Here is a 19858-nt window from a genome sequence, read left to right as displayed (position 1 = left end):
GGTTATTCTGGCTTTTCAGTAGCCTTCGGGACCTGTAGACCGGGTAAGCGCAGCATCACCCGGCAATAATGCGGAGAAGAGTCGTGAAGCGACCTGGGATCATCCTGATTTGTCTGCTTTTGCAGGCATGCTCGGCCACCACCAAAGGGCTGGGCCATTCACTGTGGGAAAGCATGTTCGGTACGCCGGGCGTGCATCTGACCGATGACGAACTTCAGAACATGCCCTATGCCAGTCAGTACATGCAGCTCAACGATGGCCCACAGCTGTTTGTGGTGCTCGCTTTCGATGAAAACGGGCAGCAGAAATGGGTGACGCAGGATCAGGCCACCATCGTAACGCAGCACAGCCGTATCGTGAAAACCCTGCTCGGGGGCGACAACCTGCTTGAAGTCAACAATCTCGCCGCCGATCCGCTGAACAAGCCGAACCAGATAACCGACGGGGCAAGCTGGACCCGCACGATGGGCTGGACCGAACACAAGCAGGTTCGCTATGCCACCGCCCGCTCCACCTTCCGCTGGGATGGCACGGACAGCGTCAACGTGGGCAGCGACGAAACCCGGGTTCGCGTGCTGGATGAAGAGGTCACTACCGATCAGGCAACCTGGCATAACCGCTTCTGGGTGGACGATGACGGCCAGATACGCCAGTCGTTACAGTATCTGGGTGCCGGATTCTTCCCGGTCAAAACCACGCTGATCAAGGCCGCGAAATCATGAAAACACTAATTCGCGTTGCGCTGATCGCAAGCTTTGCTACGCCGCTCGCATGGTCTGCCGGGACGGTGAAAGTCTATACGCAGGACAATACGAAGCCTAAAACATTGGCCAACGCCGGACACTTGATCGATCTCGTCGGCCAGCCAAGGCTGGCGAACAGCTGGTGGCCGGGTGCGGTCATCAGTGAACGACAGGCGACGGTGGTGGCGGAGCAACAACATAACGCGCTGCTCACCAGGCTGACAGGGCTGGCGGAGCAGGAAGAGGGTGACGACGCGGCGGCCATTAACAGCCTTCGCCAGCAGCTTAAGGCGCTGAAGGTCACCGGACGGTTGCCGGTCAATCTCGATCCGGACCACGTTCGCGTCGCGGAAACGGCTAACCCGTCACTGGAAGGCGAGTACACGCTCTGGCTACCTGTTCAGCCTTCTACCATTACCGTGTTCGGGCTTGTCAGCAGTCCGGGTAATAAGCCGTTTATGCCGGGTCGCGATGTGGCGAGCTATCTCGATGAACAAAATTTGTTGAGCGGTGCGGATAAGAGCTACGCATGGGTGGTGTACCCGGACGGCCAAACGCAGAAAGCACCGGTAGCCTACTGGAATAAACGCCATATCGAACCGATGCCAGGCAGCGTCATTTTTGTCGGTTTTGCCGACCATTTCTGGACGAAGACATATGACGGGCTGAACGCCGATATCCTTCACTCCCTGAAACAGCGGATACCGGAATAATGAAAAGAACCTATCTCTATAGCATGCTGGCGTTGTGCGTGAGTGCCGCCTGCCATGCAGAAACGTATCCGGCACCCATTGGCCCGTCTCAGTCAGACTTCGGCGGCGTCGGTTTACTGCAAACGCCTACCGCGCGCATGGCGCGGGAAGGGGAAATCAGCCTCAACTACCGTGATAACGATCAGTATCGCTACTACTCCGCCGCTGTACAGCTGTTTCCGTGGCTCGAAACCACGCTGCGCTACACTGACGTGCGCACCAAACGGTACAGCAGCGTCGAGTCCTTCTCCGGCGATCAGACCTACAAAGATAAAGCGTTCGACGTGAAGCTGCGTCTGTGGGAAGAGAGTTACTGGATGCCGCAGGTCTCCGTTGGCGCCAGGGATATCGGCGGTACCGGTCTGTTTGATGCGGAATACGTGGTGGCCAGCAAAGCCTGGGGACCGTTTGATTTCTCACTCGGTCTCGGCTGGGGGTATCTGGGCACCAGCGGCAACGTGAAAAACCCGTTCTGCTCCTACAGCGACAAATATTGCTATCGCGATAATAGCTATCAGAAAGCAGGCTCCATCAACGGCGACCAGATGTTCCACGGCCCGGCCTCGCTGTTTGGCGGCGTAGAGTACCAGACGCCCTGGCAGCCGCTGCGCCTGAAACTGGAATACGAAGGGAATGACTATTCACAGGATTTCGCCGGCAAGATTGAGCAGAAGAGCAAATTTAACGTCGGTGCCATTTACCGTGTGGCTGACTGGGCTGACGTTAACCTCAGCTATGAGCGTGGCAATACCGTGATGTTTGGCGTGACGCTGCGTACCAACTTTAACGATATGCGGCCACACTACAACGACAACGCGCGCCCTGCCTACCAGCCGGAGCCGCAGGATGCCATTCTGCAGCACTCCGTCGTGGCGAACCAGCTGACCCTGCTGAAATACAACGCCGGTCTGGCGGATCCGAAGATTCAGGTGAAAGGCGATACGCTGTACGTGACCGGCGAGCAGGTGAAATACCGCGACTCGCGGGAAGGGATCGAACGTGCCAACCGGATCATCATGAACGATCTGCCGGACGGGATCAGCACGATCCGCGTGACCGAAAACCGTCTGAACATGCCGCAGGTCACGACGGAAACGGATGTCGCCAGCCTTAAGCGCCATCTGGAAGGCGAACCGCTGGGGCATGAAACCGAACTGGTGCAAAAACGCGTTGAGCCAGTGGTGCCAGACACCACCGAGCAGGGCTGGTATATCGATAAGTCGCGCTTTGATTTCCATATCGATCCGGTGCTGAACCAGTCTGTTGGTGGGCCAGAAAACTTCTACATGTATCAGCTGGGCGTCATGGCGACGGCGGATCTGTGGGTCACCGACCACCTGCTGACCACCGGCAGCCTGTTCGGTAACCTTGCCAACAACTACGACAAGTTTAACTATACCAACCCGCCGAACGACTCGAAGCTGCCGCGCGTGCGTACTCGCGTACGTGAATATGTGCAGAACGACGCTTACGTAAACAACCTGCAGGCCAACTACTTCCAGTACTTTGGTAACGGTTTCTACGGCCAGGTTTACGGCGGTTATCTGGAAACGATGTTTGGCGGCGCGGGGGCTGAAGTGCTCTACCGTCCGGTAGACAGTAACTGGGCGTTCGGTCTTGATGCCAACTACGTGAAACAGCGTGACTGGCGCAGCGCGCAGGACATGATGAAGTTCACCGACTACAGCGTTAAAACCGGCCATCTGACGGCCTACTGGACGCCGTCGTTTGCCCCGGACGTACTGGTGAAAGCCAGCGTTGGTCAGTATCTGGCGGGGGATAAAGGCGGCACGCTGGATATCTCTAAACACTTCGACAGCGGTGTGGTGGTCGGTGGCTATGCCACGATCACTAACGTCTCGCCGGACGAGTACGGGGAAGGGGACTTCACCAAAGGCGTGTACGTCTCCATTCCGCTGGATCTGTTCTCGTCAGGCCCAACCCGCAGCCGTGCGGCAATTGGCTGGACGCCGCTGACGCGTGACGGTGGTCAGCAGCTGGGTCGTAAATTCCAGCTGTACGACATGACCAGCGATAAGAACATCAACTTCAGATGATGCGTGAGTGCCCGGTAGCGTTACGCCTGCCGGGCACCTTACAAACGCCGCAACAGTCTCGCCGGGTTCCCGGCGTAAACCCCTTTCTCGGTGATGGACTTTGTCACCACGCTTCCCGCCCCAATCACCGCCCCATCACAAATTGAGACAGCCAGAATGGTGGCCCCGCTGCCGATTGAAACGTCGTTGCCCACGCGAATGTGTCCCCAGCTGCGCCGGTCGGCATTGGGTTTACCGTCGCGGAACATATCGTTGGCGAACATCACCCCATGGCCAATGAAACAGCGCTCGCCGACGGTGACGTACTCGCAGATGAAGGTATGGGACTGAATTTTGCTGTCAGCACCGATGTGCGAGTTAGCCTGGATTTCAACAAACGGGCCGATAAAGACGTTATCGCCCAGCGAACACTCATAAAGATTCGCGGGTTCGTAAATGACGACGTTTTCGCCGCAGACAACATGACGAATAGCCGCCTGGCGTTGCTCTGGCATACATCTCCTTAGACTGGCATCGACATAATATGGAGGGTGCTGGTTTGCGCCGCAGTGACGAAGAGGGTGTCTTTGACATGTTTCAGCCCCTGCGCTTCGTAAAACCGGCGTGCGCGAGGGTTCTTTTCGAGGACTTCCAGCCACAGCAGATTTTCCGAACAGGCTTTTGCCTGGCGAATCACTTCCGCAAGGAGTTGCTCGCCGTAGCGGTGTCCTGTGGCATCCGGCAATAAATAGAGTTTATGCAGGAGCGTACCCGACAGCCCCTCGGGCTCGATGGTCTGCTGGGTTGAGAATTTTGCGAATCCGACTGGTATTTGTGCGCTGGCAATGAGCCAGTAAGTGCCCGGCTGCATCAGGCTGTCTGCTATCGCCTGCGGTGCGTATTCCTGCTCAAGAAAGGCGGCAAGCTCTGTCTGGCTTTCCCATAGATGCCCAAAGTGATGCCGGTAGCTGGCATACCCCATTTCACTCAGCTGTTTTGCATCATCCACGGTGGCGCGTTGAATGGTTAATTTCATCATCCCTTCGTCGAAATAAGCGTGTCACAGTGCAACATGCCACAGCGCTGAACATAATATAAACAAAAAATATAGATCACCGTCACATTTTTGCGTTATACAGGAACCTCGCCCTGGAGAATGAGGTGCTCTATGACATCCCTGACTCGCCCGCGTGTTGAGTTTATCTCAACAATCCTCCAGACCGTGCTGAACCTCGGTCTGCTGAGCCTTGGCCTGATACTGGTCGTCTTTTTGGGAAAAGAGACGGTGCATCTGGCGGATGTGCTGTTCGCCCCTGAACAAACCAGCAAATATGAGCTGGTGGAAGGCCTGGTGGTCTACTTTCTCTACTTTGAATTTATCGCGCTGATTGTGAAGTATTTCCAGTCGGGCTTTCACTTCCCGCTACGCTATTTTGTTTACATCGGGATCACCGCGATTGTGCGGCTGATCATCGTGGATCATACCTCCCCGCTCGACGTACTGATCTATTCGGCGGCGATCCTGCTGCTGGTGATCACGCTCTGGCTGTGCAATTCGAAACGGCTGAAACGGGAATAAAAAAATGGCGGCCCGGAGGCCGCCTAACAACAGTCACAAGTTGGGTCAATACAATACGTCTAAAGTTGAGGGTTGCAGTGGCATAACAAATGAAACTTAACCTTTCACACCGCCCGCCGTCAGGCCATTCACCAGCCAGCGCTGCGCCAGCAGGAACACGACAGTGATAGGGATGGCGGAGAGTACAGCCGCCGCAGCAAAGTCGCCCCACAAATAGTTCTGCGGATTGAGGTATTGCTGCATACCGACGGCCAGCGTATAGCTGTTGACATCACGCAGTAACAGGGAAGCGACCGGCACTTCGGTGATGGCTGCGATAAACGACAGGATAAAGACCACCGCCAGGATCGGCACCGACAGCGGCAGAAGCACCAGACGGAATGCCTGCCACGGGGTCGCGCCATCCAGCGCCGCCGCTTCTTCCAGCGAGCCGTCGATGGTTTCGAAATACCCTTTTATGGTCCACACATGCAGCGCGATACCGCCAAGATAGGCGAAGATGACGCCACCGTGGGTGTTCAGGCCGATAAACGGCACATACTGGCCCAGTCGGTCAAACAAGGCATACAACGCCACCAGTGACAGTACCGCCGGGAACATCTGGAAAATCAGCATCCCTTTCAGCAGCGTGGCCTTACCCGGGAAACGCATACGGGCAAAGGCGTAAGCACAGGTCGTGGAGAGTGCGACAATTCCAATCGCGGTAATCCCGGCAATTTTCACCGAGTTCCACAGCCATAACAGCACCGGGAACGGCGGTGGCGTGACGCGGCCATCCGCGTGTTCAACGCTGAAGCCCAGCGCTAACTTCCAGTGCTCCCAGGAGATTTCATCCGGGATCAGGCTCCCGGTCGCGAAGTTACCGGCACGCAGGGAGATGGCGATGACCATCAGCAGCGGGAACATGATTGCCGCGATAAAAATCAGCAGCCCTAAATGCGTCGCGAAGAGGCGCAGTTTCTGAGATTTGGGTTGGACCATAGACATATTCTGTGCCCTCCTTAGTCGAATTTCATGCGTGTTGCTTTCAGGTTCACAATCGCCAGAGCGCCAACCAGCAGGAAGATCAGGGTGGCAATCGCTGCCGCCAGACCGAAGTCCTGACCGCCGCCGCCTTCGAAGGCGATACGGTAGGTGTAGCTGACGAGCAGGTCGGTATAGCCTGCCGGCGTGGTGGTGCCAAGACGGTCAGGCCCACCGTTGGTCAACAGCTGAATCAGCACGAAGTTGTTAAAGTTGAAGGCAAAGCTGGCAATCATCAGCGGCGTCAGCGGCTTAATGAGCAGCGGCAGCGTAATCTTAAAGAAATTCTGGAACGGACCCGCGCCATCCATTGCCGAGGCTTCGTACAAATCGTCCGGAATAGCCTTCAGCAGGCCCATGCACAGGATCATCATGTACGGATAACCGAGCCAGGTGTTCACGATGATAATCATCGAGCGGGCGGTGATTGGGTCGCTGAACCAGGCCGGTTTGATGCCGAACAGCGCGCTCAGCATCATGTTGATTTCACCGAAGCTCTGGTTAAACAGCCCTTTGAAAATCAGAATCGAGATAAACGACGGGACGGCATACGGCAGAATAAGCAGCACGCGGTAAATGGCTTTCCCTTTCAGAGATTCCCACTGCACCAGACACGCCAGCACCATGCCCACGGCAACGGTCAGGATCACCGTCAGTATGGAGAACACCACGGTCCAGACAAAGATGGCGAAGAACGGTTTCTGGATCCCTTCATCGGTAAAGACGCGGGTGAAGTTGTCCCAGCCTATCGTCACGGTGTAGCCCGGGCTGAGCTTGTCATCACCCCATTTGCCATCAGCCGTAATGGACTGGTAGAAACCAATGTCGTTGTTTGGACGGTACTTTACGCCGCTCTGGTTGTTGGTCAGCGTGCCGTCGTCCGCCAGCGTATAGAGCGGTTGTGTCCCGGAGAACTGGCGCAGTGAACTCATGGTCACTTTGCTTTCGTCCGGCAGTTGGGCGGTAAGCTGCGTCAGCGCCTGACGGTTCTGCGTAATGATGCGCAGGTTAGCGCGTTCGCCTTCCGGCAGGGCCGCAGCCTCTTTTAAGGCCAGCTTCTGCTCGCCGCCAAATTTGAAAGCGTCAGAGACATAATTTTTGCCGGTTTCTTCGTCAGTGAGTGCTAACTTCCACTCGCTGCCCGCAGGATACAGGCCGAAGTTAAAGGTTTTGCCCGCCTGATAAGAGCGGTCCATCAGCACCTGTTGGGCGCGTTCCTGAGCAAGCTGGTTGGTGCTGCTGTAGTTGGTGAACGCGATAGCAATGGTACAAATCAGCGGGAACAGGACAAACAGACCCATCCCGGCCACGCCCGGGTAAACATATCGCCAGGCATAGGCTTTACGGTTGGCGAAAATATACAGGCCAGCAGAGCTTAAAATCAGCGTCATGATGGCGAACAGATATTCCCCTTGTACGTACATTAAAACAACAAGGTAACCCACCAGCAGACACAGCAGACCCATTACAGACCACTTCAGGGCAGAGCTTTGCCACCAGTGTTTCTTTTTAATGACATCCATGGGGTTCTTCCTCTACAACACATTTTGTTCTCCCTCTCTCCGCAGGGGAGAGAGGGGATAAAAGCCTTACTTCGTGATACGACCCTGAGCATCTTTCAGCGCAGCATCAACCGTCTGACGACCGCTTGCTGCGTTGATGACGGCGGTACGGGTGGCGTACCAGAACGCTGCCATTTGTGGGATGTTCGGCATGATTTCGCCTTTCTGGGCGTTATCCATGGTTGCCGCGATACGTGGGTCTTTCGCCAGCTGATCCTGGAAGGATTTCAGCGCAACCGCGCCCAGCGGTTTGTCCTTGTTCACTTCATCCAGACCCTGATCGGTCAGCAGGTAGTTTTCCAGGAACTCTTTCGCCAGCTCTTTGTTCGGGCTGGCAGCGTTAATACCTGCGCTCAGCACGCCAACGAACGGTTTAGACGGCTTGCCTTTAAAGGTTGGCAGCAGGGTTACGCCGTAGTTGATTTTGCTCTTGTCGATGTTGGTCCAGGCCCACGGACCGTTGATGGTCATCGCGGTTTCGCCTTTGTTGAACGCCGCTTCTGCGATGGAGTAGTCGGTATCCGCGTTCATGTGTTTGTTCTTGATGAGGTCAACCAGGAAGGTCAGGCCTGCTTTCGCGCCAGCGTTGTCCACGCCCACGTCTTTCACGTCATATTTGCCATTTTCAAATTTGAACGCGTAACCGCCGTCGGCAGCAATCAGCGGCCAGGTGAAGTACGGTTCCTGCAGGTTGAACATCAGCGCGCTCTTACCTTTCGCCTTCAGCTCTTTATCCAGTTTCGGGATCTCTTCCCAGGTTTTCGGTGGGTTGGGTACCAGGTCTTTGTTGTAAATCAGAGACAGCGCTTCTACCGCGATTGGGTAAGCGATGATCTTGCCGTTATAGCGAACGGCATCCCAGGTGAACGGGTACAGTTTGTCCTGGAAAGCTTTGTCTGGCGTCACTTCAGCCAGCAGACCCGACTGGGCGTAGCCACCGAAACGGTCATGTGCCCAGAAGATGATGTCCGGACCGTCACCCGTTGCAGCAACCTGCGGGAATTTCTCTTCCAGTTTGTCCGGGTGTTCAATGGTAACTTTGATACCGGTGTCTTTCTCGAATTTCTTGCCCACTTCGGCCAGGCCGTTATAGCCTTTATCGCCGTTAATCCAGATAACCAGCTTACCTTCTTCAATTTTGGCGAGAGCCGGTGCGGAAATCATCATTGCTGCAAGGGCGGACAATGCGAAAACGCGTGCGCCAGTCTTGATCTTCATATCTGCCATCCTTTTTTGGTGATGTGCTCGTGGATACACTGAGGTGGTTCAACGTGACTCAGTCTCCTTATTTGACATCCTCTTTCCATCCTCCCAACCCCTACGCCCCACCCCCCGTTTGTGTGATCTCCGTTACATAAATTTAAGTTATGAGTGCTGGCGCACATAAAAACACAGTGAATTTTGCAGGTGGCTTCACGAATTTCGCCTCAGCCCTCCAGCGGCGGTCGCAGAGCCTGCTCTCTCATCCTCCCGCCTCCTCCCCCATAAAAAAGCCGGGGGGTGGAGGATTCACGAAAGTAATGGATACCCCATAGTGAACTTATCTTGAATGTTTCTGTCGGTGACAGGTTGTAACGAAGGGAGAAGGGCATGGCGAGCGTACAGCTGCGTAATGTAACGAAAGCCTGGGGTGACGTTGTGGTGTCGAAAGACATCAATCTGGACATCCACGAAGGTGAATTCGTGGTATTTGTCGGCCCATCTGGCTGCGGTAAATCAACTCTGCTGCGTATGATTGCCGGTCTTGAAACCATCACCAGCGGCGATTTGCTGATTGGTGATACCCGAATGAATGACATTCCGCCTGCCGAACGTGGCGTCGGCATGGTTTTCCAGTCTTATGCACTCTATCCCCACCTTTCCGTAGCCGAGAACATGTCCTTCGGTCTGAAGCTGGCGGGCGCGAAAAAAGAGGTGATTAACCAGCGCGTCACGCAGGTGGCGGAAGTGTTACAGCTGGCACACCTGCTTGAGCGTAAACCAAAAGCCCTCTCCGGTGGTCAGCGTCAGCGTGTGGCAATTGGCCGTACGCTGGTCGCCGAACCGCGTGTGTTCCTGCTCGATGAACCGCTTTCTAACCTGGATGCCGCCCTGCGCGTCCAGATGCGTATCGAAATCTCCCGTCTGCACAAACGTCTTGGCCGCACGATGATTTACGTCACCCACGATCAGGTCGAAGCGATGACGCTGGCCGACAAAATTGTGGTGCTGGACGCCGGTCGCGTGGCGCAGGTGGGTAAACCGCTGGAGCTTTATCACTACCCGGCAGACCGCTTTGTTGCGGGCTTTATTGGCTCGCCAAAGATGAACTTCCTGCCCGTCAAAGTGACCGCGACAGCCATTGAACAGGTACAGGTGGAGTTGCCAAACCGTCAGCAAGTGTGGCTGCCGGTCGACAGCGCCAACGTACAGGTGGGGGCCAATATGTCCCTCGGTATTCGTCCTGAGCATTTACTGCCGAGCCACATCGCCGATGTGACGCTGGAAGGTGACGTTCAGGTCGTCGAACAACTTGGTCACGAAACACAGATTCATATCCAGATCCCCGCCATCCGTCAGAACCTGGTCTACCGCCAGAATGACGTGGTGTTGGTAGAAGAGGGTGCCACATTCGCTATCGGTTTGCCGCCAGAGCGTTGCCATCTGTTCCGTGAGGATGGCACCGCATGTCGTCGGTTGCACAAAGAGCCAGGCGTTTAAGCATTCCAATTACAAAGAAAAGCAATGATCTCAGGAGATAGAATGATGATTACTCTGCGCAAGCTTCCTCTGGCAATCGCCGTGACGGCAGGCATTTTGTCTGCACACGCGGGTGCCGTGGACTTTAAAGGTTATGCTCGTTCTGGCATTGGCTGGACCGGGAGTGGCGGTGAACAACAATGTTTCCAGGCAACCGGTGCACAAAGTAAATACCGTCTCGGTAACGAATGTGAAACCTACGCCGAATTGAAACTGGGTCAGGAAGTGTGGAAAGAGGGCGATAAGAGCTTCTATTTCGACACTAACGTTGCGTATTCCGTTTCTCAGCAGAATGACTGGGAATCCACCAGCCCAGCCTTCCGTGAAGCAAACGTGCAGGGTAAAAACCTGATTGAATGGCTGCCAGGCTCCACCATCTGGGCCGGTAAGCGTTTCTATCAGCGTCATGACGTCCACATGATCGACTTCTACTACTGGGATATCTCTGGTCCTGGTGCGGGTATCGAAAACATCGATCTGGGCTTCGGTAAACTGTCTCTGGCCGCGACCCGTTCTTCTGAGTCCGGCGGTTCTGCAACCTTCGCCGATCGTGATGCGAACGGCGACCGTATTTATGACAACGTAGTACCAAACGATGTCTTCGACGTCCGTCTGGCCGGCCTGGAAACCAACCCGGGTGGTACACTGGAACTGGGTGTTGACTATGGTCACACCAACATTCCTGACGACTACTATCTGCAGCCTGGCGCCTCTAAAGATGGCTGGCTGTTCACCGCTGAGCACACCCAGAGCATGTTGAAAGGCTTCAACAAGTTCGTGCTGCAGTACGGTACGGACTCCATGACCTCTAACGGCAAAGGTATTCCGCAGGGCGGTAGCATTGATAACGACGGTTCCATGTGGCGTGTGCTGGACCACGGTGCAATCACCCTGGCAGACCGTTGGGACCTGATGTACGTCGGTATGTACCAGAATATCGATCGTGACAACAACAATGGTACAGAGTGGTGGACTGTCGGCGTGCGTCCAATGTTCAAATGGACGCCAATCATGAGCACCCTGCTTGAAGTGGGCTACGACAACGTTAAGTCTCAGAAAACTGACGAGAAAAACAGCCAATACAAAATCACCCTGGCACAGCAATGGCAGGCAGGCGACAGCATCTGGTCTCGCCCGGCTATCCGTGTCTTCGCAACCTACGCGAAGTGGGATGAGAAATGGGGCTATGCGAACAACGACTCAGGCGCAGGTTACACCTCTGGCGTAGCGTATAGCGACACTTCCGCGAAAACCTTCAGCCGTGGCGACTCCGACGAGTGGACCTTCGGTGCCCAGATGGAAATCTGGTGGTAATTCGGTAGACCTGACGTAATGACCTAAAAAGAGGGGCGTAAGCCCCTCTATCCTTAGGGTGCTGCGCGCTATTGCCTGGCCACCGCAGTGCTCACGCTATCAGAGGTAATAACAATGAAAATGAAGAAAAGTCTCGTCGCGCTGTGCCTCTCTGCGGGGCTGCTGGCCTGTGTTCCGGCGATCACCTTCGCAGATGTCAATTTCGTGCCACAAAATACCAGCGCTGCGCCTGCCATCCCGGCGGCGGCGCTCCAGCAACTGACCTGGACGCCGGTTGACCAATCCAAAACCCAGTCAACCCAACTTTCTGCGGCAGGCCAACAGCTTAACGTGCCGGGGATTGCCGGTCCGGTTGCCGCTTTCAGCGTCCCGGCCAATATTGGTGAGCTGACCCTGACGCTGACCAGCGAAGTAAGCAAGCAGACCAGCGTATTTGCGCCTAACGTCCTGATTCTGGACCAAAACCTGACGCCATCTGCCTTCTTCCCGAGCGACTATTTTGGCTACCAGGAACCTGGCGTCATGAGCGCTGACCGCCTCGAAGGCAAAATGCGCCTGACGCCTGCTCTGGGACAGCAGAAGATTTATGTCCTGGTCTTCACCACGGATAAAGATTTGCAGCAGACCACTAAGCTCACCGACCCGGCAAAAGCCTATGCCAAAGGAACCGGTAACTCTGTTCCGGATATCCCGGATCCGTTAGCGCGTCATGTCACCGACGGGTTGCTGAAGCTGAAAGTCTCAACAAACAGTGCTTCCAGCGTACTGGTTGGCCCTCTGTTTGGTTCATCCGGTACAGGCCCGGTCACGGTGGGGAACACTGCTGCGCCTGTGTATGCCGCACCCGTTGCTACGGCGGCGGCTCCGGCTGCAACCGCAGCCCCGGCTCCGGCGAAGAAAGCCGAGCCGGTACTGAACGACACCGAAGAATACTTCAATAACGCCATTAAGCAGGCGGTGAAGCGCGGCGATGTCGACAAAGCGCTGAAACTGCTTGATGAAGCCGAACGTTTAGGTTCAACCACTGCCCGTTCCACCTTTATCAGCAGTGTAAAAGGCAAGGGGTAACCGTTTCCCCACAGTGCTGATTTGTTAGTAGTTTAGTGCGCCTGAGTGGGCGCACTTTTTTTGGTGTCACACGGGCTGTTGCGCTCTTGTTGCGATCGTGATCGTTAAATAACGTTTGGCCCCCCTCAATCCGCTTTTCTGCGATACAATGCCATTACGTTATGTATCGGAGAGTCTGGCATGTCACACCCCGCGCTAACGCAACTGCGTGCGCTGCGCTATTTCGACCAAATACCTGCGCTTGACCCGGAGCAACTGGACTGGCTGCTGCTGGAAGATTCCATGACTAAACGTTTCGAGCAGCAGGGCAAAACCGTTACGGTGACCCTGGTTCAGGAAGGGTTTGTCTCTTGCGCTGAGATCGCCTCTGAGCTGCCCCTGTTGCCGCAGGAAGAACGCTACTGGCTGCGCGAAATATTACTCTGTGCAGACGGTGAGCCATGGCTTGCCGGACGAACGGTTGTTCCCGAGTCCACCCTTTCCGGGCCAGAGCTGGCGCTACAACGGCTGGGGAATACGCCGCTGGGGCGCTATCTTTTCACGTCGTCCGAGCTTACCCGGGATTTTATTGAGATTGGTCGCGATGCCGAACTGTGGGGGCGTCGTTCCCGCCTTCGCCTGAGCGGTAAGCCGTTAATACTGACGGAGCTTTTTTTACCGGCATCGCCGTTGTACTAAGAGGAAGAAAAAATGGAGTGGAGCCTGACGCAGAATAAGCTGTTGGCTTATCACCGCTTGATGCGTACAGATAAACCCATCGGCGCGCTGCTGCTGCTGTGGCCGACCCTATGGGCGCTATGGGTAGCAACACCAGGGGTACCGCCGCTGTGGATCCTGGGGGTGTTCATTGCAGGCGTCTGGCTGATGCGTGCGGCGGGCTGCGTGGTCAATGACTATGCGGATCGTAAATTCGACGGGCACGTAAAACGTACGGCCCATCGTCCGTTGCCCAGCGGGCAAGTGACCGAAAAAGAGGCCCGTACGCTGTTTATCGTACTGGTGCTGCTCTCTTTCCTGCTGGTGTTAACCCTGAACACCATGACCATTCTGCTTTCAGTTGCGGCCCTGGCTCTGGCCTGGGTTTATCCGTTCATGAAGCGCTACACCCACCTGCCTCAGGTGGTGCTGGGCGCGGCGTTTGGCTGGTCGATCCCGATGGCGTTTGCGGCGGTGAGTGAGTCCGTCCCGTTAAGCTGCTGGCTGATGTTCCTGGCGAACATTCTCTGGGCCGTGGCATACGACACGCAATACGCGATGGTAGACCGCGACGATGACCTGAAGATTGGCATTAAATCGACGGCGATCCTCTTCGGACGTCATGACAAGCTGATCATCGGTATCCTGCAGGTTGCGGTGCTGGCGTTGATGGTGACGATGGGTTACCTGAACGGGCTCAACTGGGCGTTTTACTGGGCCGTGCTGGTGGCGGGAATGCTGTTTGTCTACCAGCAGAAGCTGATTGCCAAACGGGAGCGTGAAGCCTGCTTCAAGGCGTTTATGAATAACAACTATGTCGGTCTGGTGCTGTTTTTAGGGCTGGCGATGAGCTACTTTTCGTAAAAAAACGGCAGCCAGAAGGCTGCCGTTTTTGTTTTCATCGCAGGTCATTAGACCGCTGCACGCTTCACTCGCCTTGCGTCGCACTTTCAATGGTTAAACGCACATCAGACGTGATCAGTTCGGCCAGCATCTGGTACACCTTCAGCGTCTCTTCCGGCTCGGCATCGCCCGTATCACTGATAAACCCTTCATCACGCAGCGTCAGCACCAGAGAGCTGAAGACCGCTTTGTCGAAGAATTCCGGGGCGTTAATCCCGTGCAGAACAGACAGGCGCTGTGCCAGCGTCCGGCTCTCTTTCTCGAGCGTACCGCGGTTAATGGACGGATTCGCGCTCAGCAACCAGAAGGTGATGGCGTAGCGCTGCAGCGTTTCACGCGCGCCCGCCGCCAGCAGTTGCAGGGTACGGGACCGTGACGGATTGATATGCAGCTCGTCGTTCGTGACGGTAATCAGCCCCTGACGACGCAGCTCTTCGGTCAGTTTATTCAGCTCAGTCGCCAGTTCGTCCTTGTCCCAGCGCAGGAACAGCTCCGCTTTCAGCATTGGATAGAGCGTTTCAACATGACGCAACAGCTCCTGACGCGAGATGCGACGATGCTGGGTGATGATGGCCGCCATGAGCGAGGGCAGCATCAGCATATGCGCGATGTTGTTGCGATAGTAAGTCATCAGCACCGCCTGCTCGCGCGGGAGAATGATGATGTCGCCGATGGTGTCCTTTTCGACTTCAAACTTGTTCATCTGCAGGGCATGCTCGATAAGCTCGCTTGCCGTGCTTACCGGTACGGTCGAATCCACCGAGTACGGCACGTTGCGCATCATGTCGAGATAGCAATCCAGCTGCTCCGTAAGCTGTTCACGGGTCAGTGAACGCTGACGAGAGGCCAGAAGCGCCGTACAGCACAGGTTCATGGCGTTTGCCGCACCGGCGTTGTTAATGCGCACCATCAGTTCAGAGGCGATGCTGTTGACCGTAGGCGTCAGCCAGGCCGGGCGAATCGCTTCGATAGGATCGATAGACTCGCGCCACTCCGGAACATGGTTGTTCAGGTAGGTCATCAGCGGCATCGGCTCGCCAAAGTTGACGTAGCCCTGGCCAAGGTTGCGTAACTTGCTCAGGCCGCGCAGCATCTGCGGCAGGCTCTCTTTCTCTTTGGTCGCACCGCGCAGCTCTTTGGCGTAAGTGCCCACTTCCATCACGTGTTCGTAGCCAATGTAGATGGGTACCAGGGTGATCGGGCGGGTTCCCCCGCGCAGCATCGCCTGAATGGTCATCGACAGCGTGCCGGTTTTAGGATCGAGCAGACGACCGGTACGGGAGCGACCACCTTCCACGAAGTATTCAACGGAATAACCGCGGCTGAACAGCTCGCCAAGATATTCACGGAATACGGTGGAGTAGAGCTTGTTGCCCTTAAAGGTACGACGGATAAAGAACGCCCCCAGGCGGCGGAAAATCGGGCCGGCTGGCCAGAAGTTCAGGTTAATGCCGGCAGCGATGTGCGGCGGTACCAGACCCTGGTGATAGAGCACATAGGAGAGGAGCAGATAGTCCATGTGGCTGCGGTGGCAGGGGACATAGACAATCTCATGGCCATCATGGGCCAGCTGGCGTACGCGCTCGGCGTTATGAACGTTGATGCCCTGATAGAGGCGGTTCCACGTAAAGCCCAGAATACGATCGGAAAGACGAATCATCTCGTAAGAGAAGTTCGCGGCAATCTCCTCCATCAGTGCAATAGCGTTCTGCTGTGCTTTCTCATGGGAAATCTTTTTGCTGCGCGCTTCGTCTTCAACGGCCCTGGCAATCGCTTTGGAGGCCAGCAGCTTGTTGAACAGGTCCTGACGTGCAGGAAGACGTGGACCGACGGCAGCCAGACGCTGACGGGCGAAGTGCATACGCGCCACGCGCGCCAGTTTCTGCGCGATAATCTTGTCGGTGCCGTGTTCGTCCGCCATACGGCGCAGCGAAACGGACGGGGAGAAACGCACGAAGCTGTCACGTCCCAGCCAGGAGACCGCGAAGAATTTCTGAATGCCGTTAAGCATGCGCAGCGGTGGGTTCTCTTCACCTTTCTCTCTGCCCGGGCGGCGACCAAACATCACCGATACCGGCACCATCTGCACATCCAGACCCGGATTGCTGCGGTGCAGGTCGAGATAGTCGTGGAAAAGCTTGATGGACTCTTCCTTTGGCGTGTAATAGGTAAACACGCGCGGCCCGCCGTGAATGAACACATAGCGCGGCAGCAGAGTGCCGTCGACTTCGAGGGGTTCAAGCGGGTCAGGTAAATCATGCGCCAGACACTGGGCGCGAAGCGTCAGTAGGTCTGCCTTCGAGTTATAAGGCAAAACGTACATAATTGGGCGTGACGTATCGAGCCCCAATTCCAGCGCGGGTTCCGCTGGGATAGACTTGCTTTTTACCAGGACGCTTAATGGTAAATTAAGTAATTTGTAGTAAATTCGTGGCCAGCCGGACATAAACGATGTAAAGCCTCTGGTTAATAATGCAATTGCGGCGCAAGGATAACAGAAAGCGCGCAAAATTTCTGTTGTTACCCGTCATACTTCAGGCAGCAGCGAAACACGCTGCGCCTACTGTTACTGACGCTATTTTAATTAAAAGGTTCTTTTAATGGCCAATAATACCACTGGGTTAACCCGAATCATCAAAGCCGCCGGCTATTCATGGAAAGGTTTCCGTGCCGCGTGGGTCAATGAAGCCGCATTTCGCCAGGAGGGCGTCGCCGCTATCATCGCGGTGATTATCGCCTGTTTCCTTGATGTTGATGCGATTACCCGCGTTTTGTTGATCGGCTCCGTGCTGTTGGTGATGATAGTGGAAATTCTCAATAGCGCTATTGAGGCCGTGGTGGACCGTATCGGTTCTGATTTCCATGAGCTCTCCGGCCGGGCGAAAGACATGGGGTCTGCTGCCGTATTGCTGGCGATTATCACTGCGGTCATCACCTGGGTCACGCTGCTTTGGTCACATTTCCGATAAGCCTCGAGAAATAATTAAGTCCCTGGTTTTTTGTGCAGTTTTTGGTTCCAAAATCGCCTTTGACTGTATATACTCACAGCATAACTGTATATACACCCAGGGGGCGGAATGAAAGCGTTAACGACCAGGCAGCAAGAGGTGTTTGATCTCATCCGGGATCATATCGGCCAGACGGGTATGCCACCCACGCGTGCGGAGATCGCTCAGCGTCTGGGTTTCCGTTCTCCGAATGCTGCCGAAGAACACCTGAAAGCGCTGGCGCGTAAAGGCGTCATTGAGATTGTATCGGGCGCTTCGCGTGGCATCCGTCTGCTGGTGGAAGAAGAGACAGGCATTCCGCTGGTGGGCCGTGTCGCGGCAGGTGAACCTTTGCTGGCACAACAGCATATTGAAGGTCACTACCAGGTTGACCCGGGCATGTTTAAACCGAGCGCAGATTTCCTGCTGCGCGTCAGCGGCATGTCGATGAAAGATATCGGTATTCTGGACGGCGATCTGCTCGCAGTTCATAAAACCCAGGACGTGCGCAACGGGCAAGTTGTGGTCGCGCGTATTGACGATGAAGTTACCGTTAAGCGTCTGAAAAAGCAGGGTAACACCGTCCAGTTACTGCCTGAAAACAACGAGTTCTCCCCGATTGTGGTGGATCTCCGCGAACATAACTTCTCTATTGAAGGGCTGGCTGTTGGGGTTATCCGCAACGGTGAATGGCTGTAATCATGTCATAACAGGCTACGGACCTGCCGTAGCCTGATTCAATCTCCACTGCCGGTATTTTTCATGTCACTGCTGACGACATCAGATAAGGCATTGTGGCGTCTTGCACTGCCAATGATTTTTTCCAATATCACCGTCCCTCTGCTGGGACTGGTAGACACGGCTGTTATTGGTCATCTGGATTCCCCCGTTTATCTGGGCGGCGTCGCGATCGGCGCGACGGCAACCAGCTTCCTTTTTATGCTGCTGCTCTTTTTGCGCATGAGTACCACCGGGCTTACGGCTCAGGCGTATGGCGCAAAAGATCCGTTGCGTCTGGCGCGTGCGCTGGTACAACCCTTGATCCTTGCCCTGGGCGCGGGTGCGCTGATCGTGGTGTTGCGCACGCCACTGTTTGATCTGGCGCTGCATGTCGTTGGCGGGAGCGAGGCGGTACTTGAGCAGGCGCGACGCTTCCTTGAAATTCGCTGGCTCAGCGCGCCCGCATCACTGGCGAACCTGGTCCTGCTTGGCTGGTTACTCGGCGTGCAGTATGCCCGTGCGCCAGTCATTCTGCTGGTGGCAGGTAATCTTCTCAACATCGTGCTTGATGTCTGGCTGGTGATGGGTCTGCATATGAACGTGCAGGGCGCCGCGCTGGCGACGGCAATTGCAGAATACGGTACCTTTTTCATCGGCCTGTGGATGGTCTGGCGCGTGCTGGCCCTGCGCGGTATCTCGCTTACGGTGCTCAAAACCGCGTGGCGCGGTAATATCCGCACGCTGCTGGCGCTTAACCGCGACATTATGCTGCGCTCGTTACTGCTTCAGCTCTGCTTTGGCGCGCTGACGGTCTTCGGGGCGCGACTTGGGCCGGAGATCGTCGCGGTTAATGCGGTCCTGATGACGCTGCTGACCTTTACCGCGTATGCGCTGGATGGCTTTGCCTATGCCGTTGAAGCCCATTCCGGGCAAGCGTATGGCGCACGCGAAAGCGGCCAGCTCCGCGAGGTGTGGCGGGCCGCCTGTCGTCAGTCAGGCCTGGTGGCGCTGGTGTTTGCACTCATTTACGCCTGTCTGGGTGAACAGATCGTTGCCTTACTCACCTCCCTCCCATCGCTGCGCGAACTGGCGAGTCACTATCTCTTCTGGCAGGCAATCTTACCGGTGGTGGGCGTGTGGTGTTATCTGCTGGACGGCATGTTTATTGGCGCGACGCGAGGTGCGGAGATGCGCAATAGCATGGCGGTCGCTGCGGCGGGATTTGGTCTGACGTTGCTGACGCTGCCGTATCTGGGCAACCACGGTTTGTGGCTGGCTCTGGCGGTTTTCCTCGCGTTACGTGGTCTATCGCTGGCCTTTATCTGGCATCGTCACTGGCGAAATAACACCTGGCTGCCTTCCCGCCACGATATATCGTGACGGTTAAAGATTCCGAATATAAAAACAACTGCCGGATCCTTAACTACAATAATAATCACGTCCAGCAGAAAAGAACGAAGCGGACGAAACCTACAGACGCTTAACACGAGGACACGATTATGAATAAAGACGAAATCGGCGGCAACTGGAAGCAGTTCAAAGGTAAAGCGAAAGAACAGTGGGGTAAGCTGACGGATGATGATATGACCATCATCGAAGGTAAACGCGATCAGCTGGTGGGTAAAATTCAGGAACGTTACGGCTACGAGAAAGATCGTGCTGAAAACGAAGTGAAAGACTGGGAAACCCGTAACGATTATCGCTGGTAATCCTTTACTCCCCCTGAGGGCGGCTTC

General features: G+C 55.5%; 19 protein-coding genes. 13 read left to right on the top strand and 6 right to left on the bottom strand.

Annotated elements, in window-relative coordinates:
* Positions 1-83 precede the first annotated feature (83 nt).
* From AC2FAP_RS21385 to AC2FAP_RS21375, 3 genes are read left to right on the top strand one after another with little or no spacing between them, the layout of a single operon-like run.
* Positions 84-722 (top strand): YjbF family lipoprotein, encoded by a 639-nt coding sequence (locus AC2FAP_RS21385; protein WP_025206403.1) that lies wholly within the window; start codon positions 84-86, stop codon positions 720-722.
* Positions 716-1456, top strand: coding sequence for a capsule biosynthesis GfcC family protein (locus AC2FAP_RS21380; protein ID WP_449541548.1), 741 nt, complete (start codon positions 716-718; stop codon positions 1454-1456). Before AC2FAP_RS21385 ends, AC2FAP_RS21380 begins: the two co-directional genes overlap by 7 nt.
* A complete protein-coding gene (locus tag AC2FAP_RS21375; RefSeq protein WP_014168189.1) occupies positions 1456-3552 on the top strand; it encodes a YjbH domain-containing protein in 2097 nt (698 codons plus the stop codon). The genes AC2FAP_RS21380 and AC2FAP_RS21375 overlap by 1 nt, the downstream gene beginning before the upstream one ends.
* A 38-nt stretch (positions 3553-3590) precedes the next feature.
* On the opposite strand, the gene AC2FAP_RS21370 is transcribed toward AC2FAP_RS21375, so the two are convergent.
* Both AC2FAP_RS21370 and AC2FAP_RS21365 read right to left on the bottom strand, forming a co-directional pair.
* A complete protein-coding gene (locus tag AC2FAP_RS21370) occupies positions 3591-4046 on the bottom strand; it encodes an acyltransferase (RefSeq protein ID WP_020882853.1) in 456 nt (151 codons plus the stop codon).
* A gap of 8 nt (positions 4047-4054) precedes the next feature.
* Positions 4055-4570: a GNAT family N-acetyltransferase gene (locus AC2FAP_RS21365; RefSeq protein ID WP_047366137.1), complete on the bottom strand. Its 516-nt coding sequence runs from the start codon at positions 4568-4570 to the stop codon at positions 4055-4057.
* A 129-nt stretch (positions 4571-4699) separates the two neighbouring features.
* On the opposite strand from AC2FAP_RS21365, the gene psiE reads away from it, so the two are divergent.
* Positions 4700-5110 (top strand): phosphate-starvation-inducible protein PsiE, encoded by a 411-nt coding sequence (gene psiE, locus AC2FAP_RS21360; RefSeq protein WP_020882851.1) that lies wholly within the window; start codon positions 4700-4702, stop codon positions 5108-5110.
* A 96-nt stretch (positions 5111-5206) separates the two neighbouring features.
* Here psiE and malG read toward each other — a convergent pair whose 3' ends face one another.
* From malG to malE, 3 genes are all read right to left on the bottom strand, one after another.
* Positions 5207-6097, bottom strand: a complete 891-nt coding sequence (malG, locus tag AC2FAP_RS21355) for a maltose ABC transporter permease MalG (RefSeq protein WP_014168193.1) — start codon at positions 6095-6097, stop codon at positions 5207-5209.
* A gap of 14 nt (positions 6098-6111) precedes the next feature.
* Positions 6112-7656 (bottom strand): maltose ABC transporter permease MalF, encoded by a 1545-nt coding sequence (malF, locus tag AC2FAP_RS21350; protein ID WP_020882850.1) that lies wholly within the window; start codon positions 7654-7656, stop codon positions 6112-6114.
* A gap of 66 nt (positions 7657-7722) precedes the next feature.
* Positions 7723-8913, bottom strand: coding sequence for a maltose/maltodextrin ABC transporter substrate-binding protein MalE (malE, locus tag AC2FAP_RS21345; RefSeq protein WP_020882849.1), 1191 nt, complete (start codon positions 8911-8913; stop codon positions 7723-7725).
* 372 nt (positions 8914-9285) lie between these two features.
* Here malE and malK point away from each other — a divergent pair, with 372 nt between their 5' ends.
* The 5 genes from malK to ubiA all read left to right on the top strand — a co-directional run bounded on the left by malK (position 9286) and on the right by ubiA (position 14376).
* Positions 9286-10395 (top strand): maltose/maltodextrin ABC transporter ATP-binding protein MalK, encoded by a 1110-nt coding sequence (gene malK / locus AC2FAP_RS21340; RefSeq protein WP_014168196.1) that lies wholly within the window; start codon positions 9286-9288, stop codon positions 10393-10395.
* A 42-nt stretch (positions 10396-10437) separates the two neighbouring features.
* Positions 10438-11748, top strand: a complete 1311-nt coding sequence (locus AC2FAP_RS21335; RefSeq protein ID WP_020882848.1) for a maltoporin — start codon at positions 10438-10440, stop codon at positions 11746-11748.
* 114 nt (positions 11749-11862) lie between these two features.
* Positions 11863-12816 (top strand): maltose operon protein MalM, encoded by a 954-nt coding sequence (gene malM, locus AC2FAP_RS21330; RefSeq protein ID WP_032681924.1) that lies wholly within the window; start codon positions 11863-11865, stop codon positions 12814-12816.
* Positions 12817-12996: 180 nt separating this feature from the next.
* Positions 12997-13494: a chorismate lyase gene (gene ubiC / locus AC2FAP_RS21325; RefSeq protein WP_014168199.1), complete on the top strand. Its 498-nt coding sequence runs from the start codon at positions 12997-12999 to the stop codon at positions 13492-13494.
* A 12-nt stretch (positions 13495-13506) separates the two neighbouring features.
* Complete coding sequence (gene ubiA, locus AC2FAP_RS21320) at positions 13507-14376, top strand: 4-hydroxybenzoate octaprenyltransferase (RefSeq protein WP_025206398.1); 870 nt, start codon at positions 13507-13509, stop codon at positions 14374-14376.
* Positions 14377-14440: 64 nt separating this feature from the next.
* On the opposite strand, the gene plsB is transcribed toward ubiA, so the two are convergent.
* Positions 14441-16861 (bottom strand): glycerol-3-phosphate 1-O-acyltransferase PlsB, encoded by a 2421-nt coding sequence (gene plsB, locus AC2FAP_RS21315; protein WP_228176271.1) that lies wholly within the window; start codon positions 16859-16861, stop codon positions 14441-14443.
* Between the two features lie 154 nt (positions 16862-17015).
* Here plsB and AC2FAP_RS21310 point away from each other — a divergent pair, with 154 nt between their 5' ends.
* The 4 genes from AC2FAP_RS21310 to AC2FAP_RS21295 all read left to right on the top strand — a co-directional run bounded on the left by AC2FAP_RS21310 (position 17016) and on the right by AC2FAP_RS21295 (position 19831).
* The gene (locus AC2FAP_RS21310; protein WP_014168202.1) at positions 17016-17384 is read left to right on the top strand and encodes a diacylglycerol kinase; all 369 of its coding nucleotides are present in this window, start codon (positions 17016-17018) and stop codon (positions 17382-17384) included.
* A 108-nt stretch (positions 17385-17492) separates the two neighbouring features.
* Positions 17493-18101: a transcriptional repressor LexA gene (lexA, locus tag AC2FAP_RS21305; RefSeq protein ID WP_014168203.1), complete on the top strand. Its 609-nt coding sequence runs from the start codon at positions 17493-17495 to the stop codon at positions 18099-18101.
* Between the two features lie 63 nt (positions 18102-18164).
* On the top strand, positions 18165-19502 hold the full coding sequence (gene dinF / locus AC2FAP_RS21300) for an MATE family efflux transporter DinF (protein ID WP_279258779.1): 1338 nt from the start codon (positions 18165-18167) through the stop codon (positions 19500-19502).
* A gap of 119 nt (positions 19503-19621) precedes the next feature.
* Positions 19622-19831 (top strand): CsbD family protein, encoded by a 210-nt coding sequence (locus tag AC2FAP_RS21295; protein WP_014168205.1) that lies wholly within the window; start codon positions 19622-19624, stop codon positions 19829-19831.
* Positions 19832-19858 lie beyond the last annotated feature (27 nt).

The sequence above is a fragment of the Enterobacter cloacae complex sp. 394I7 genome (genome assembly GCF_057320345.1).
Note: the sequence above shows the minus strand (reverse complement) of the source record. Positions and strands in the feature narration are given on the sequence as shown.